Below are 14448 nucleotides of genomic sequence, written 5' to 3' on the forward strand. Positions count from 1 at the left end.
GGCGAGACCCGGCCAGCGGCCTCAGGCAGGCAAGTCAGAGGGGATACCGAGAAATACGCTCGGTTCGCCCCAAGTCGCCCTCGCAACGCGAGGGTCGTAGGCAGCGGGCTCAACTTTCTTTGATTATTTTCTTTTTTGAAAAAATAAAGTAATTCGCCCGCCGGGGCGAGTCCCGGCCAGCGGCTCCTACTTCAACCACCCACGCTTACGGAAGTAAAGCATGGGAATCAGCGCGCTACAGATCATCAACCCAATCCCGAAGCCATACCCAAACTCCCACTCCAGCTCAGGCATGAACTTGAAGTTCATCCCGTACACGCTGGCGATCAAGGTGGGTGGCAGCAGGGCCACGCTGGCCACGGAGAAGATCTTGATGATCTTGTTCTGGTTGATGTTGATGAAACCGACGGTCGCGTCCATCAGGAAGTTGATCTTGTCGAACAGGAACGCCGTGTGGCTGTCGAGCGATTCGATGTCGCGCAGAATCTGGCGCGCGTCTTCGAATTGTTCGGCGTTGAGCATCTTGGAGCGCATCATGAAGCTCACCGCGCGGCGCGTGTCGAGCATGTTGCGGCGAATGCGGCCGTTCAGGTCTTCCTGCCGGGCGATGGCGGCCAGGACCTCGCTGGCCTTGGCGTCGGTCACGTCGCCGGAGAGCACCTGGGTGCTGACGAGTTTCAGTTCGTCATAGATGCCTTCGAGCGTGTCGGCGGAGTACTCGGCGTCGGCGTCGTAGAGCTTGAGCAGAACTTCCTTGGCGTCTTCGATCAGTCCCGGCGCGCGGCGCGCGCGCAGGCGCACGAGGCGGAACACCGGTACGTCGTCGTCGTGGATCGAGAACAGCACGCCCTTGCTCTTGAGCGAATCGTTGACGAGGTTCAGGATGAAGGCGACGCGCACGGCACGCGGGTCGTCGTCGATGTCGACCAGAAAGTCGCTGCGGATGTGGAGTTCGCCGTTGTCTTCTTCGTAGAAGCGGGCCGATTCTTCGAGGTCGTCATCGGTCGCGTCCTCGGGGATGGACAGGCCATAGTGCTGCGTGACCCAGCGCTTTTCCTCGACCGTGGGCGATTCCAGGTCCACCCAGATGGGCTGAAAACGCTTGAGTTCTTCCAGCGATTCGATTTCTTCCTGAACCAGGCGACCGTTGGCGAGCGTGAAGATGTTGAGCATTGCTCGGCGTTCCCGAATATGTGTGTGCGAGGGCGAATAGTGGTTCGCCCAGGGGCTGAACGCTACCGACCAGGGTAGGTTTCCACGGAAGCTGTCTCCACAAAATAATCCGCGATTATGGCACCCGCGCGAGCCTGTTCAGGCTTGGGAAGCTTTGCGCACCACGGCAAGTGCGCGGCACAGGTCGGCCCAGGCCGATGCCTTGGCGTCGGGCGCGCGCAGCAGATAGGCCGGGTCGTAACTCACGATGGCCGGCGTGCCGTTGTACAGCGGGTGCTGCGCGGCGCGCAGGCGGCCCAGCGGTTCGCGATTGCCAAGGGTCGCCCGCGCCGCACCCAGACCGAGGATCAGCACCATCGAAGGCTGAAGCTCGTCCAGCACGTGGGCAAGCGCTGCCTTGACGGCGTCGGTGTGGAAGTCCTGCTGTTGCGACTGCGCGCCGCCGGGCGCGGAACGCTCCAGCACGCAGGCAAAGGTGCGCGGATGCAGGTGCAGGCGCATGGCGCGAAGCATGTTGTCGAGCAGTTTGCCGGAGTCGCCGCCGAACGGCTGGTCGGGCGTTGTGGTTTCAAAGACCACCAGCCAGCCCGAGCCCAGCTCTGCGGGTGTGGCCGCGGCGTCGGCATCCGGATAGAGAGGCTGCGGCGCGCGCAGCACCGAGGTGGCGGGTGCGGCGGCGGGCTCATGGTTCGTGGGCGCAAGCACCGGCGCGCTGTCGCGAACGGGGCGCGCCGCTGCGGGTGCGGTCTGGCGTTCGATGGCGGGCGGCGCCATCAGCACCGCGACATCATCATCATCATTTGCCGCATCAGCGGCGGCGCGCGTTGCGGCGCGGGGGGCGCGGCGTCCGCCGTTTTCGCCACGGGTTGCCAGAGCGTGATGCCCATTTCCTGCAGCATGGCACGTTGGCGTGCGTCGAGTTCGAGGCTCATAGTGGGATGCTCATGACGACGGCGTCTTCGCGCTCGCCCATGTCGGCGGGGTAATAGCGCTTGCGTTCACCGACGCGGCGAAAGCCGAATTTTTCATAGATTTCGCGGGCCCGCGTATTGCTCACACGCACTTCGAGCCACAGCCACTGAGCATTCTGAGAGCGCGCCCAAAGCACCAGCGCCTGCAGCAGCAAATGCGCGAAGCCCTTGCGCTGGTGGTCGGGTGCAACGGTGATGTTCAGCAGGTGAACCTCGTCCACGCCCTGCATCGCGACAAAGTAGCCCAGCAGCGCTTCGTCGTTCAGCAGCAACTGCATCTGGTAGCCCGACGCCATCGCGTCGATGAAGTTGCCGCGCGTCCAGGGATGGGAGTAAGCGCTTTCTTCCACCTCCAGCAGTGCCTCCAGGCGCGACAGCGTCAGAAGCTCGAAGTGCAGATCCTCGTCTGCATCCTGGGGCGGGTCTATGGGATGGGCGCTCATGAATTGTTGGAGTGGGAGTGTAGGCCGGAGCGGGCGAGTCCACCAAAGGTCTGCCGCTTCCCCGATCCTCACGAATGTACCAACAGAACGGTCCTCGGCGCGCGTCATTCGCTCGGCTGCGCCAACCGTTTGGCCTGTTCGCGCTCCGCCGTCGTCTGCGCCACCTTGTCGCGGATGTACAGCGGCAGGGCCTCGCTTGCCGCAACCGCCAGACCCTGCGCGAGCAGCCCCGGCGCGAGACGCAGCATGGCCGCGGCCTTGGGCAGCGCCAACACGTGGTTTCCGGCCGGAGCCAGGCGTTCGCCGTACGCCGCACGCGCATTGCCGGCCACGGTGAAGCCCGGCGCGACGATCAGTTGCTCGGCGGCTGAAGGCTGAAGTCACCCAGGCTGCGCCATTGACTGTTGTCTGCATCCCACAGATAGGCACCTGCATAGACCTCGTTCATGCGCGCGTCGAGCACCGCATGCACCTGCGTCGATCCGTGTTCAAAACGCGCGGTCTCGGCGACCGCGAGCAGCGAATCCACCGGCAGCACGGGCACGCCTTTGCCATGGCGCGCGCCAAAGGCCAGGCCCTGGGCCACCGAGCACGCGGTGCGCAGGCCGGTGAACGAGCCAGGACCGCGACCAAAGACGATCAGGTCGAGATCATCGAAGGAAAACTGCGCGCGGGCCATCACATCGCGGATCAGTGGAATCAGCGCGGCGGACGACTGCGCGCCGCCGGGCGCACTGCACTCGAGCACCGCGCCGTCGCCCTTTTGAACGGCAACGGAAAGCGTATCGGTGCTGGTGTCTAGCGCAAGAAGATTCATGGTGCGGGGGAAAACGAGGGCGAGCGAAGCGGCGGGGGAGGGCGTCGTGCACGGGCAAGGCGCTCCAGGAATTATCGCCGTGCGACAATGTCCGTGGGCCTTGCCAGCTTTGTTGGCTGAAAAGCCCGATAAATCATAGACTTGCGGGATGTCATTGAAATTCCCCGTCGTTTCCGTCATCGCCTGCGCCCTGCTGACGGGATGGTGCGCTCTCGCCACGGCCCAGACCGGGCGGGCCGCCGTACCGGCTCCACCACCGGTGGCTTCGCCCCAACAAAACACCATGCTGCCGCCCGCCGTGGAGGCTGCGCTGCAACGCGTCAAGGTGCCGCGCGAGGCGCTCTCGGCCATGGTGGTCGAACTCGATTCCCCGCCAGGGCCACGAAGCTGGCCTACCGCGCCGACGAAGCGGCCAATCCCGCATCGGTGATGAAGCTCGTCACCACCTACGCGGCGCTGGAGCTGCTCGGCCCTGCATTCCAGTGGGAAACGCCGGTGTTCTTCGATGCCCAGCCGCAGGACGGCGCATTGCGCGGCAATGTCTACATTCAGGGCAGCGGCGATCCGCAACTCGTGCTCGAACGCCTGTGGCTGACCATGCGTCGCCTGCGCAGCATGGGGGTGACCGTGATCGTCGGCGACATCGTGCTCGACCGGACGGCGTTTGACATCGGCACGCGCGACGCGGCCAAGTTCGATGGCGAACCCTGGCGCCCGTACAACGTGGCGCCGGATGCGCTGCTCATCAACTTCAAGGCGATGAACATGCGCTTCGTGCCCGACGTGGCGTCTGGCGTGGCGCGCATCACCTACGAGCCGCCGATGGGGGTATGCAACTGCCCGCGACAGTGCCGCTTGCGCCTTCCTCGACGAGCTGTGGCGACTGGCAGGCGGGGCTCAGGGCCGAGTTGGCCGAGGCCGGGCGCATCGGCTTTGCCGGGCAGTTTCCTTCGTCATGCGGCGAACGCGAGTGGAGCATTGCCCCGGCCGACCCCGATGGCTACGCGGCGCGCGCCATCGAGGGCATGTGGCGCGAACTCGGCGGCAAGATCACGGGCACGGTGCGTGATGGCAAGGTGCCCGTGGGCCTCAAGCCCGCGTTCGTGAACAAGTCCCTGTCGCTGGCGGAAGTGATTCGCGACATCAACAAATACAGCAACAACGTGATGACCCAGCAACTGTTCCTCACGCTGGGTCTGCAGTCCACGGGACGCGGCTCGTGGGAGTCGGGTCGGCAGGTCATCGGCAACTGGTGGCGCAGCCGCTGGCCGCAACTCACGCCGCCGGTCTGGGAGAACGGCGCGGGCTTGAGCCGCGAGGAGCGCATCACCGCGCGCTCGCTCGCCGGCATGCTACAGACCGCCTGGGCGTCGCCGCAGATGCCCGAGCTGCTGTCTTCGCTGCCCATCGTTGGTGTGGACGGAACGCTGCGCCGCGTGAACACCTCGGGTGCCAAGGGCATGGCACACCTGAAAACCGGCACCTTGCGCGATGTGACCGCGCTGGCGGGGGTGGTGAACTCCCACTCCGGCAAGCGCTACCTGCTGGTGGGGATGATCAATCATCCACTGGCGCCCAACGCGCGGCCCGCGCTCCACGCACTGGTGGACTGGGCAGCGCAGGATGCGCCGAGCGCAACGCCGAATCTGGCGAGCAACGCGCCCAAGGTCTCGCAGCAACGCTGACGACGTGCCGAAACGCGTGGACAAAAGCAACCATGGCCCCGAAGATTCCGGGGCCATATTTGTAAGCGCGTTCCTATCGTTTTCCCCGAGAATTTTTATTGGAAATGGCCGAATTCCGTTGTCGCAGCGTTGTTTCGACGGGAAGTCAGTGTTTACCCAAATATGAGTACTGGTGAATCATCTTTATCATTTTGAAAAAAACGAACGGTCGTTCGATTCAATGAAGGAGCCTTTTAAATGAAAGCACGCATGCGTATGCACTGGATCGCCGCGGCAGTTGCCGCAGTGGCATTGACAGCCTGTGGCGGTGGAGGCGGAAACACCACGCCGGCGCAGAATGTCACCAAGATTCGGGTGATGGGCGACAGCCTGTCGGACACCGGCACGTTCGGCTTCAAGGCGACCGTGCAGAATGCCGGTAATCCGGATGATGCCAATGGACCATCGTGGCTGTGGGTCGAGCATGTGGCGAAACGCTACGGCGTGCCGCTTTGCTCGCACTACCGCGCCGCAGACGCATCGACTTACACGACCGTCGCAAGCTGCAACAACTTCGCCGTAGCTGGCGGACGCATCAACTACTTCGCCAATCCGAAGGATCCGCACTCGATCACCAAGCAGATGGCCGATGCCGCAGCCACGGCCTACAACGCCGAAGAGCTGGTTCTGATCGACGGCGGCGGCAACGACGCGGGCGACCTGTTCGGTGCCTATCTTGCAGCCTCGACCGATGGCGGCAAGAGCTTCTTTGCGCTGATCGGCACGATGCTGGACGCCCCGACCGTGCAGGCGCTCGCTGCGCAAGGCGCAGCCGGCATGCCCAAGGCGGGCGCTGCCTACATGCAGGCGCTGGCCGGGTACTTCGCGAGGAACATCAAGACCAACGTGCTGGACAAGGGCGCTCCGCGCGTGGCCGTGCTCAACATGCCGGGTGTGACGCTCACTCCGAAGTTCCAGATGGTGCTCAAGCGGATCACCGCCACACAGGGCGCTGCGGCCGCGCAGCAGTTGAACACGCTGTTCGACACCTGGGTGCAGACCTTCAACACGCAACTGGGCACCAGCCTGGGGACCGACTCTCGTCTGGCGCTGGTGGATTTCTATGACTCGTTCAGGGATCAGGCTGCGAATCCCAGCCAATACTCCTATCAGAACGTGACGGATCCGGTCTGCCCGCCGACCGGTCAGGATGCTTCGGGCCTGCCAACCTACACCTTCACGAGCTGCACGGCCCAGGCGCTGTCGGCACGGACGCCGCCCACAGGCGCGAGCGGTGGTGCCAATTGGTGGAGGTCCTATGGTTTTGCCGACAGCTTCCACCCCACGCCTTACGGTCAGCAGTTGATGAGCCAGTTGGCATCGCGTTCGCTCTCGCGTGCGGGCTGGTATTGATCCGAACAGAACATTGCATACAGGAGGCAATATATGAAGGGCTTCTTCAAGACGGGCGCAGCGTTGCTCGTATTGGCCGCCGGCGTTGGCGCGCAGGCACAGGTGGCGGGCACGTTCAGCGCCCGTATCGGCGCCACGCGCATCATGCCGGACGTGACCAGCGGCAATCTCTCGGAACCCAGCTTTCCCGGAACCAAGATCGACGTCAACGATGCGACGCAGCTGTCGGGCGGTGTGAACTACATGCTCACAGACAACATCGCGCTCGATGTGCCGTTGGCGCTGCCGTTCAAGCACAAGTTCTTCGGTGACGGTGCGATTGATGGCGTGGGCCAGCTCGGACAGGTCAAGGTGTTGCCCGCGACGCTGTTCGTGCAGTACCGGTTCCTGGAGGCCAATGCGGCTTTCCGGCCTTACGTCGGTCTCGGCGTGACCTATGCGAAGTTCTTCAAGAACCGCACGACGGCCACGCTGACGGGCCTGACGGGCGGCACGCCCAACAATCCGACCACGGCGAAGATGGACAACAAGTTCGCACTGACGCCGCAGATCGGTTTTGTCTACAACATCAACGAGCGCTGGTTCCTCAACGCGTCGTACTACAAGTCGTTCCTGAAGACCAAGGCGCATCTGTCCACGGGCCAGAGCATCTCGGTGAAACTCAACCCCGACGTCGTTTCCATCGACATTGGCTACAAGTTCTGAAACCGGTCTCCAGGGTGTTCAGCAGCCGACCCCAGGGGTCGGTTTTTTTATGCGCATTTCCAGCGTTCGCCGGGCACCTGCATGAAATGAAACGGGCGGCCACCGGTTTCGCACCAGTGGCCGCCCGCAAATCCGGACTCAGCCGATCAGGGATGGATCAGACCATCACCATTGCCGCGCGACGATGTCGCGCGCAAAGTCGCCCAGACGGCGATTCGCCTCGGGGTCAAGTAGATCTTGTCGGCAAACGCATAGCGGTTGTAGTTCACATCGATCAGCGTGCTGGTGGTGCAGCGTGCCGAATTGACCTCGTTGGTGCCGATGCCGATGCCGTTGCCGGGATCGATCGAATTGCACACGGGCTTCTCGGCGTTGCTGAAACCGTAGCGGTTCGGGTCGCCCTCGAACAGGTTCACCTGATAGGGCACATCCACGTACAACACCTGCTTGCCGCCCATCTCGTTGATGTCGATCTTGATCTTGCTGTTCATTGCAATGCTCACGCGCGAAAGCAGTTGCTCCTTGTCGATGGCCTTGGCCCAGGGCGAGCGGCTCAGGTCATAGGACCCTGTCACGACGATGTGCTTCGCGCCTGCGGCATTCAGGCGCTTGACCTGCGCGGCCATATCCGCGCCCGCCTGTTCGGCGTTCTTCATCAACTGTTCTTCCGTGATGGCTCCGTTGAGGAAGGCCAGCGTGTTGGCGATCACGTCGCTCACGCCTGCGCTGACCACCACCATGTCGTTGTTGTTGAGCTTGCCGCCCGCGAGGAACGCGTCGATCTGCTGGACGACGGTAGGCGTGGCGTTGTTGCCGGTCGCGTCCGGCTTCTGGGAGATGCGGGCGTTGCCGTAGGCGTAATTTGTGCCGCCGCTGGATGACGGTGCAATCTTCACGTCATAGCGACTCGCGAGCTGGACGGTCCAGTTGTTGATGCTGCCGTCGTTGACGCTGTACGTGCTGCCGAGCTGGCCCTGGTCTGCAAGACCGTCGCCAAAGACGATGAAACGCTCAGGGCTGATCGCCGACTCCACGCTGCTGGAGCCGCAAGCGGTGAGCAGGGCTGCCGATGCGCAGGCCGCTGCCACCAAAGTGCGGCGCATCCAATTTGCTGCCATATAAATCTCCAATACGATGAGGTGAGTGTAACTAGTGCCTGTCAATCATGGGCGGAGCATCCGCTACAAACTGTAGGAGCTTCGGTTTCATGCCGCCGCCGCAGCGCGTTGCAGCCGGTCGCGAACGCCTTCCCAGTCCGCCGATTCTGGTGGCCATTCCACCCAGATGAGTTTGACCTTGGCGGTGTCGAAATCACGCAGCGCGGCAAACAGCTCCTTGCCGGCCTCCTGCGCGTCGTCCGGCATGCGGCGCAACACCACGTTCCTGGCGGGCGTGAGCATGCGCGCACGCGTGTAGATCGCAATGTTTGCTGCGTCCATGCCCAGCACTTCAAGCGCGGTCTGGATCTGCTTGGCATTCATCAGCCGCACCGTCGCGCTGGGCGCATAGTGCGCGAGCAGCGTGCCCGATGCGCGGGGCGTGTGTTCGGGCAGTTCCTCGCGTGACAGGGCGCGCATGCCGCAGACGCGCTCGATATCGTCGCGCGTGATGGCACCGGGGCGCAGCAGCACCGGCGCGCCGCGCGTGCAGTCGACGATGGTCGATTCGATGCCGACCTCGCAGGCACCGCCATCGAGCACCAGCAGACCGTCGCCGAACTCCGATGCCACATGCTGCGCCGTCGTCGGGCTCACGCGGCCAAACTTGTTGGCGCTCGGCGCGGCCACCCCCCACACGGGCGATTCGAGCGACTGGCAGGCGAGCAGCAGCGCATGGGCGACGGGATGCGCGGGGCAACGCAGGCCCACACTGTCCTGCCCACCGGTCGAAGCCTTCGCGGCCTGAGGCAGGCGCGGCAGGATCACGGTGAGCGGGCCGGGCCAGAACGCATCGATCAGTTGCTGTGCGAACACCGGCACCTCTCTGGCGTAGCGCTTGATGCTTTCGGCGTCGGCCACATGCACGATCAGCGGATGGTTGGTCGGGCGGCCCTTGGAGGCAAAGATTTGCGCGACCGCCGCGTCGTTGTCGGCGTCGGCTGCGAGGCCATAGACCGTTTCGGTCGGCATGCCCAGCAGCTCGCCGCGCGCGAGCGCCTCGGCTGCGGCCTGGATCGACTTCGGAAGGCTTCCGTCGAGAATCATGATCAGAACGGCTCGATGCCAAGAATCGCGGCGGCCTTGAGCGCCGTCGCGCGCACTGCTTCGGGCGTGGCACCGGTGATGTTCAGATGACCCATCTTGCGCGCTCGCTTGGCGTCGTGCTTGCCGTAGAGATGCAGGGCGCAGCCGGGCAGGGCGAGTACCTGATCCCACGCGGGCGACCTGGCCTCGGACGAGTTCTTGAACCACAGATCGCCCAGCAGGTTCAGCATGATTGACGGGCTGTGCTGGCGCGGCTGCGTGAGCGGCAGATTGGTCATGCAGCGCACCTGCAGCTCGAACTGCGAGACGTCGCACGCGTTCTGGCTGTAGTGTCCGCTGTTGTGCGGGCGTGGCGCGATTTCGTTGACCACCAGCATGCCGTCGGTCAGCACGAAGAATTCCACGCAGAGCACGCCGACGTAGTCGAGGCCGATGGCCACCGACCTGGCGGCGGCAATGGCCTTTTCGACCTGGGTGGCCGGCAGGTTGCCTGCGTAGACTTCGGTGACCGCGAGAATGCCGTCACGGTGCAGATTGCGCTGCACTGGCAGATTCACGATAGTGCCGTCGCGGCCACGCGCGACGATCACCGAGCATTCGAGTGCCAGCGGCAGCATTTTTTCGAGCACGCAGGGAACGCGGCCCAATTGCTCCCATGCGGTGTTCAGCTCTTCGCGCGTGGTCACGCGCACCTGACCCTTGCCGTCGTAGCCCATGCGGGCGGTTTTCACGATGCCAGGCAGCAGCACATCGTTCACGGCGGCAAGCTGCCCGGGCGTTTCGATCACGGCATAGGGCGCACAGGGCACGCTGCACTTCACGAAATGCGCCTTCTCGGCCGCACGGTCCTGCGCAATCGCCACGGCGGAACCGGCGGGAGACACCGGCAGCGACTCGGCCAACCGGTTCAGCGAACCGGCGGGTACGTTCTCGAATTCGGTGGTGACGGCGGCGCAGAGCCGGGCGAGTTCGGCCAGACCTTGCGGGTCTTCATAGCCGCTGCGGATGTGGTGGTGACTGACGAGACCGGCGGGGCTGGTCTCGTCCTTGTCGAGGACGGCGGTGAAATAGCCCATCGCCTGCGCGGTCTGCGCGAACATGCGGCCAAGCTGGCCGCCGCCGAGCACGCCCAGCGTGGCACCGGGAAGAATCACGCGTGTATCGCGGTCCTGCGCGCTCATGCGGAAACCGGAGGCAGGGTCATCGCGCGTGCCGCAAGGGTCTGCTCCGCGCGGAACGTTTCGAGTTTCTTGCGCAGCGCCGGGTCTTCATTGGCGAGCAAGGCCACGGCGAACAGCGCCGCGTTGGCAGCCCCGGCGGTGCCGATGGCGAACGTCGCAACCGGCACACCCTTGGGCATCTGCACGATCGAATGCAGCGAATCCACGCCTTGGAGATGGCGGCTTGCCACCGGCACGCCAAGCACCGGAACCGTGGTCTTTGCCGCGATCATGCCCGGCAAGTGGGCCGCGCCACCCGCACCGGCGATGATGGCCTTGAGGCCGCGATCGGCGGCGGCTTCGGCATAGCGGAACATGTCGTCGGGCATGCGATGGGCCGACACCACCTGCGCCTCATGGGCGATGCCGAATTGTTCGAGGATGGCAACTGCGTGCTGCATGGTGTCCCAGTCGCTGCTGGAGCCCATCACCACGCCGATTTGGATGGATTTCATTTGGTAGGTGCGAGGGGCGGCAAGGGCCTGCCCGCTGGGGTGTAACCCACGATTTTACTTTTTGTCAGACTGCCGCGCCGAACAGGCTCGCGTTTGGGTTCACCCGGCCCAAATACCGATGCGCGGCGCGTGTACTTTGCATGCCCGAAGATGCAGGAGAATGGGGGCTTGCGGATGTCGAGCCGCGGGCGCTCGGGCCGTCGACCGGCTTGTGATTTGCTGTTGCGCCCACATGTATCCGGCTTGTTCCATGTCTCGTTCCTGCGCTGCTGCCAAGACTGCGGCCGGGCTTCACTACCATCACCACCACGCACCGGGTTTTGCCATGATTGATGTCACCGTAGAAAATTTTGAATCCGAAGTCATCGCTGCGTCGATGCAGACTCCCGTGCTCGTGGATTTCTGGGCTCCCTGGTGCGGTCCCTGCAAGACGCTCGGCCCGATTCTGGAGAAGGTCGAGACGGAATATGCGGGTCGCTTCAAGCTCGTGAAGATCGACTCCGACCAGCAGCAGGAATTGGCGGGTGCGTTTGGCATTCGCAGCATTCCCACCTGCATCCTGATGAAGAACGGTCAACCGGTGGACGGATTCATGGGCGCGCAAAGCGAAGGCCAGGTCAAGGAATTCCTCGACAAGCACGTGCCCGCCGCGGAGGAAGTCGCAGCCCAGGAGGATCTCGCCGAGGCGCAGGCCGCGCTTGCCGAGGAAGATCCGGAATCCGCGCTTGAGCGCCTTCAACATGCCGTGGCGACCGATCCGTCCAACGACGACGCACGCTACGACTACGTCAAGCTGCTGCTGCAACAGGGCCGTGAGGACGATGCCAAGGTGGCGTTCGCGCCGGTCATCGCCAAGGCCGGTACGTCGCGCAAGCTGGCGGCCCTGAAGGGCTGGATGGACGCGCTCGACTTCTCGGCGCAAAGCGGCCCGATGGCCGGGTTCGACGCGAAGATCGCCGCCAACAAGCGCGACTTCGAGGCACGTTTCGCCCGTGCCCGCAAGCTGATCGCCGAGCAGAAATGGACCGACGCGATGGACGAGCTGCTCGATATCCTCATGCGCGACAAGAGCTGGAACGAGGACGCGGCGCGCCAGCTCTACATCTCCATTCTCGAGTTGATCGAACCACCCCGGGTCAAGGTGGCGGATGGCCAGATTCCGCCCGAAGATCCTACCGTTGCGACCTATCGCCGTCGCCTCTCAAGCGTCGTGCTCAGTTGAGCCGCTGGCCGTGAATCGCGGAGACCCGTCGCCTGCGCTCTTTGCGCGCCGCGACCTGCTGCGCGGCGCGCTGGCGGTGGCTCCGGCATCCGCGCTCTCGCTGCTCGCGGGCTGCGCGAGCAACCTGCCCAGGCCCGATGCGCGCATCACCGGCAAGGCCTTTACCCGCAACCGCGTCTATGTGCAGCCGGATGCGGTGTTCGAGGCGGTACTGATGGACGTGAGCAACGACAACGGGCCGCCGGTGGCGCTCGCACGCCAGCGTATGGAGCCGGCGGGACAGTCTCCGTTCGAGCTGAACATCCCCTTCGAGTCGGGCCAGTTGCAGCGCGACGGCAAATATCTGGTGCAGGCGCAGGTGACGCTCTACAACCAGCTTTTGTTCTATACGCCGGGCTCGCATCCGGTACTGCCGGAACCGGCCTTCTACCGCACGGACGTCATTCTTGAGCCCTATCCCCGGACGACGGCGACTGCGGCCGCAGGGGTAGCGTTCTCGCAAACCCATTGGCGCCTGGCGAGCGTCGGCGAGTTGCCGGGCATCGCCGTGGCCGCACCCGAAAAGGGTGCCGCGCCTGCATTCATCCAGTTCCACCCCCAACGCGCAAATCTGCCGGCAGGGATGGAACGCGGCGAGTTTTCCGGCTCCGGTGGCTGCAATCGCTTTCTCGGCAGTTATCAGGTCGAAGGGGGAGCGCTGCGACTTGCGCTCAACACCACGTCCATTCGTCTGTGCCTCGAAGGTGGCAAGGATGAACCGGCCTTTCTGAGCGCGCTGCTGGAAGTCAGAACGTTCCTGCAGACCGGACGCGAACTGGTGATGCGCGATCAGGAGGGCAAGCCGATCTTGCGGTTTCACGCCGATGAGGCCGGAGAAGCGGCCTTCGAGCCCTACGAACCGGAGAACTCGCCGCAGTAGCGTTCCAAAGAAAAGCCGCCCTGAACGAATCCGGGCGGCGCTTGATGGCGAGGGCGGTTTTCCGATCAGGCGGTCAGGCGTTCCAGCGCTTCGCGGTACTTGGCAGCGGTTTTCTCGACGACTTCGCGCGGCAGGCGCGGCGCGGGGCGGTCTTGTCCCAGGGCTTGCCATTGATGCGCACGGCTTCGAGCCAGTCGCGCACGAATTGCTTGTCATAGCTTGGCGGATTCGTGCCGTTTTTTAGGGCTTCTTCGTAGCCTTCGACAGGCCAGTAACGCGAGCTGTCGGGTGTGAGCACCTCGTCCATCAGCACCAGTTCGCCTTCGGGCGTGAGGCCGAACTCGAACTTGGTGTCGGCAATGATCATGCCTTTTTCGAGCGCGATGGCGGCGGCCTTCTCGTACAGCGCGATGCTCACGTCGCGGATGCGTGTGGCGAGGTCTTCGCCGACGATCTCCACGGTCTGCTCGAAGGTGATGTTCTCGTCGTGCTCACCGGCAACCGCCTTGGCTGCGGGTGTGTAGATCGAATGGGGCAGCTTGGCGGCGTTGGTCAGGCCTTCGGGCAGGGGCACGCCGCAGACCGAGCGCGATTCCTGGTATTCCTTCCAGCCGCTGCCGGCGAGATAACCGCGCACCACGGCCTCGACCGGGATCGGTTTCAGCCGCTTGACCAGCATCGAGCGGCCCACGACCTGCGGCGCTTCGGCGGGTGTCACGACGCTTTCGGGCGCTTCACCGGTCAGGTGGTTGGGGACGATGCCGTGGAGCTTGTCGAACCAGAACAGCGCCATTTTGGTCAGCAGTTCGCCCTTGCCGGGAATCGGTTCGCCCATGATCACGTCGAATGCGGACAGGCGGTCGGAGGCCACCATCAGGATGCGGTCATCGCCCACTGCATAGTTGTCGCGCACCTTGCCGCGCGCCAGCAGTGGCAGCGAGGTCAGGGCGGAGGTGTGCAGAGCGGAAGAGCTGGGCTGAGTCATTGCGGATATCGGGCAAACACAAAAAGGAAATCCCGCCGGTCAGACACGCTGGGCCAACGTGCTTGTCGAGAGGGACGGGACGTGAGAGATGATTTTACGCTCGCACCGCTCGCACCGCTCGCACCGCTCGAGGCGGGTGGGGCAAAGACTCGCCGTGGGGGACATGGCGTTGCTCGAGCATCTCGGGCAACTTGGCATTGTGACTGTTTTTTTTCAGCTTGGCATCTGTAACAGCTATCCCGGATACCCCTGCTGGT

Annotated in this window: 12 protein-coding genes and 3 pseudogenes; 5 read left to right on the forward strand and 10 right to left on the reverse strand. The window is 63.9% G+C overall.

Going from position 1 to position 14448, the window contains the following annotated elements; genetic code table 11:
- Window positions 1-186: 186 nt before the first annotated feature.
- The 5 genes and pseudogenes from corA to tsaB all read right to left on the reverse strand — a co-directional run bounded on the left by corA (window position 187) and on the right by tsaB (window position 3404).
- Window positions 187-1173 (reverse strand): magnesium/cobalt transporter CorA, encoded by a 987-nt coding sequence (gene corA / locus H9K75_RS15155; protein ID WP_187723247.1) that lies wholly within the window; start codon window positions 1171-1173, stop codon window positions 187-189.
- 138 nt (window positions 1174-1311) lie between these two features.
- Window positions 1312-1947, reverse strand: coding sequence for a uracil-DNA glycosylase family protein (locus tag H9K75_RS15160; RefSeq protein ID WP_226858250.1), 636 nt, complete (start codon window positions 1945-1947; stop codon window positions 1312-1314).
- Entirely contained in the window at window positions 1947-2105 is a 159-nt protein-coding gene (locus H9K75_RS24070) for a hypothetical protein (protein WP_226858252.1), read from the reverse strand. The genes H9K75_RS15160 and H9K75_RS24070 overlap by 1 nt, the downstream gene beginning before the upstream one ends.
- Window positions 2102-2587 carry a ribosomal protein S18-alanine N-acetyltransferase gene (gene rimI, locus H9K75_RS15165; protein ID WP_187723248.1) on the reverse strand — a complete coding sequence of 162 codons (486 nt, stop codon included), beginning with the start codon at window positions 2585-2587 and terminating at the stop codon, window positions 2102-2104. The genes H9K75_RS24070 and rimI overlap by 4 nt, the downstream gene beginning before the upstream one ends.
- 104 nt (window positions 2588-2691) lie before the next feature.
- A pseudogene (gene tsaB, locus H9K75_RS15170) lies at window positions 2692-3404 on the reverse strand (tRNA (adenosine(37)-N6)-threonylcarbamoyltransferase complex dimerization subunit type 1 TsaB).
- Between the two features lie 148 nt (window positions 3405-3552).
- Between tsaB and dacB the strand changes: the two are divergent.
- The 3 genes and pseudogenes from dacB (at window position 3553) to H9K75_RS15185 (ending at window position 7186) form a co-directional block, all read left to right on the forward strand.
- Window positions 3553-5089: pseudogene (gene dacB, locus H9K75_RS25570) on the forward strand (D-alanyl-D-alanine carboxypeptidase/D-alanyl-D-alanine endopeptidase).
- Between the two features lie 237 nt (window positions 5090-5326).
- Window positions 5327-6481: an SGNH/GDSL hydrolase family protein gene (locus tag H9K75_RS15180; RefSeq protein WP_187723249.1), complete on the forward strand. Its 1155-nt coding sequence runs from the start codon at window positions 5327-5329 to the stop codon at window positions 6479-6481.
- Between the two features lie 33 nt (window positions 6482-6514).
- Window positions 6515-7186 (forward strand): OmpW/AlkL family protein, encoded by a 672-nt coding sequence (locus H9K75_RS15185; RefSeq protein WP_187723250.1) that lies wholly within the window; start codon window positions 6515-6517, stop codon window positions 7184-7186.
- Window positions 7187-7332: 146 nt separating this feature from the next.
- Here H9K75_RS15185 and H9K75_RS15190 read toward each other — a convergent pair whose 3' ends face one another.
- The 4 genes from H9K75_RS15190 to purE form a co-directional block, all read right to left on the reverse strand.
- Entirely contained in the window at window positions 7333-8304 is a 972-nt protein-coding gene (locus H9K75_RS15190) for an SGNH/GDSL hydrolase family protein (RefSeq protein WP_319016829.1), read from the reverse strand.
- An 87-nt stretch (window positions 8305-8391) separates the two neighbouring features.
- Window positions 8392-9390, reverse strand: a complete 999-nt coding sequence (locus tag H9K75_RS15195; protein WP_187723251.1) for an L-threonylcarbamoyladenylate synthase — start codon at window positions 9388-9390, stop codon at window positions 8392-8394.
- Window positions 9391-9392: 2 nt separating this feature from the next.
- Window positions 9393-10571 carry a 5-(carboxyamino)imidazole ribonucleotide synthase gene (locus H9K75_RS15200; RefSeq protein ID WP_187723252.1) on the reverse strand — a complete coding sequence of 393 codons (1179 nt, stop codon included), beginning with the start codon at window positions 10569-10571 and terminating at the stop codon, window positions 9393-9395.
- Window positions 10568-11065 carry a 5-(carboxyamino)imidazole ribonucleotide mutase gene (gene purE, locus H9K75_RS15205; protein WP_187723253.1) on the reverse strand — a complete coding sequence of 166 codons (498 nt, stop codon included), beginning with the start codon at window positions 11063-11065 and terminating at the stop codon, window positions 10568-10570. The genes H9K75_RS15200 and purE overlap by 4 nt, the downstream gene beginning before the upstream one ends.
- 325 nt (window positions 11066-11390) lie before the next feature.
- On the opposite strand from purE, the gene trxA reads away from it, so the two are divergent.
- Together trxA and H9K75_RS15215 are read left to right on the forward strand one after the other, a co-directional pair.
- Window positions 11391-12287 carry a thioredoxin gene (trxA, locus tag H9K75_RS15210; protein ID WP_187723254.1) on the forward strand — a complete coding sequence of 299 codons (897 nt, stop codon included), beginning with the start codon at window positions 11391-11393 and terminating at the stop codon, window positions 12285-12287.
- A gap of 10 nt (window positions 12288-12297) precedes the next feature.
- Window positions 12298-13206, forward strand: coding sequence for a YbaY family lipoprotein (locus H9K75_RS15215; protein ID WP_187723255.1), 909 nt, complete (start codon window positions 12298-12300; stop codon window positions 13204-13206).
- A gap of 65 nt (window positions 13207-13271) precedes the next feature.
- Here H9K75_RS15215 and H9K75_RS15220 read toward each other — a convergent pair.
- A pseudogene (locus H9K75_RS15220) lies at window positions 13272-14191 on the reverse strand (phosphoribosylaminoimidazolesuccinocarboxamide synthase).
- Between the last annotated feature and the right edge of the window lie 257 nt (window positions 14192-14448).

Origin of the sequence: Diaphorobacter aerolatus (genome assembly GCF_014489535.1) — a bacterium.
In the GTDB taxonomy this organism is placed as follows: Bacteria; Pseudomonadota; Gammaproteobacteria; order Burkholderiales; family Burkholderiaceae_C; genus Diaphorobacter_A; species Diaphorobacter_A aerolatus.

Bases quoted from the DNA above. Each gene is read 5' to 3' on its own strand.
- H9K75_RS15195 (WP_187723251.1), bottom strand. From the start codon at position 9,390: ATGATTCTCGACGGAAGCCTTCCGAAGTCGATCCAGGCCGCAGCCGAG.
- H9K75_RS15180 (WP_187723249.1), top strand. From the start codon at position 5,327: ATGAAAGCACGCATGCGTATGCACTGGATCGCCGCGGCAGTTGCCGCA.
- trxA (WP_187723254.1), top strand. From the start codon at position 11,391: ATGATTGATGTCACCGTAGAAAATTTTGAATCCGAAGTCATCGCTGCG.
- H9K75_RS15160 (WP_226858250.1), bottom strand. From the start codon at position 1,947: ATGGCGCCGCCCGCCATCGAACGCCAGACCGCACCCGCAGCGGCGCGC.
- H9K75_RS15200 (WP_187723252.1), bottom strand. From the start codon at position 10,571: ATGAGCGCGCAGGACCGCGATACACGCGTGATTCTTCCCGGTGCCACG.
- corA (WP_187723247.1), bottom strand. From the start codon at position 1,173: ATGCTCAACATCTTCACGCTCGCCAACGGTCGCCTGGTTCAGGAAGAA.
- rimI (WP_187723248.1), bottom strand. From the start codon at position 2,587: ATGAGCGCCCATCCCATAGACCCGCCCCAGGATGCAGACGAGGATCTG.
- H9K75_RS15185 (WP_187723250.1), top strand. From the start codon at position 6,515: ATGAAGGGCTTCTTCAAGACGGGCGCAGCGTTGCTCGTATTGGCCGCC.
- H9K75_RS15190 (WP_319016829.1), bottom strand. From the start codon at position 8,304: ATGGCAGCAAATTGGATGCGCCGCACTTTGGTGGCAGCGGCCTGCGCA.
- H9K75_RS24070 (WP_226858252.1), bottom strand. From the start codon at position 2,105: ATGAGCCTCGAACTCGACGCACGCCAACGTGCCATGCTGCAGGAAATG.
- purE (WP_187723253.1), bottom strand. From the start codon at position 11,065: ATGAAATCCATCCAAATCGGCGTGGTGATGGGCTCCAGCAGCGACTGG.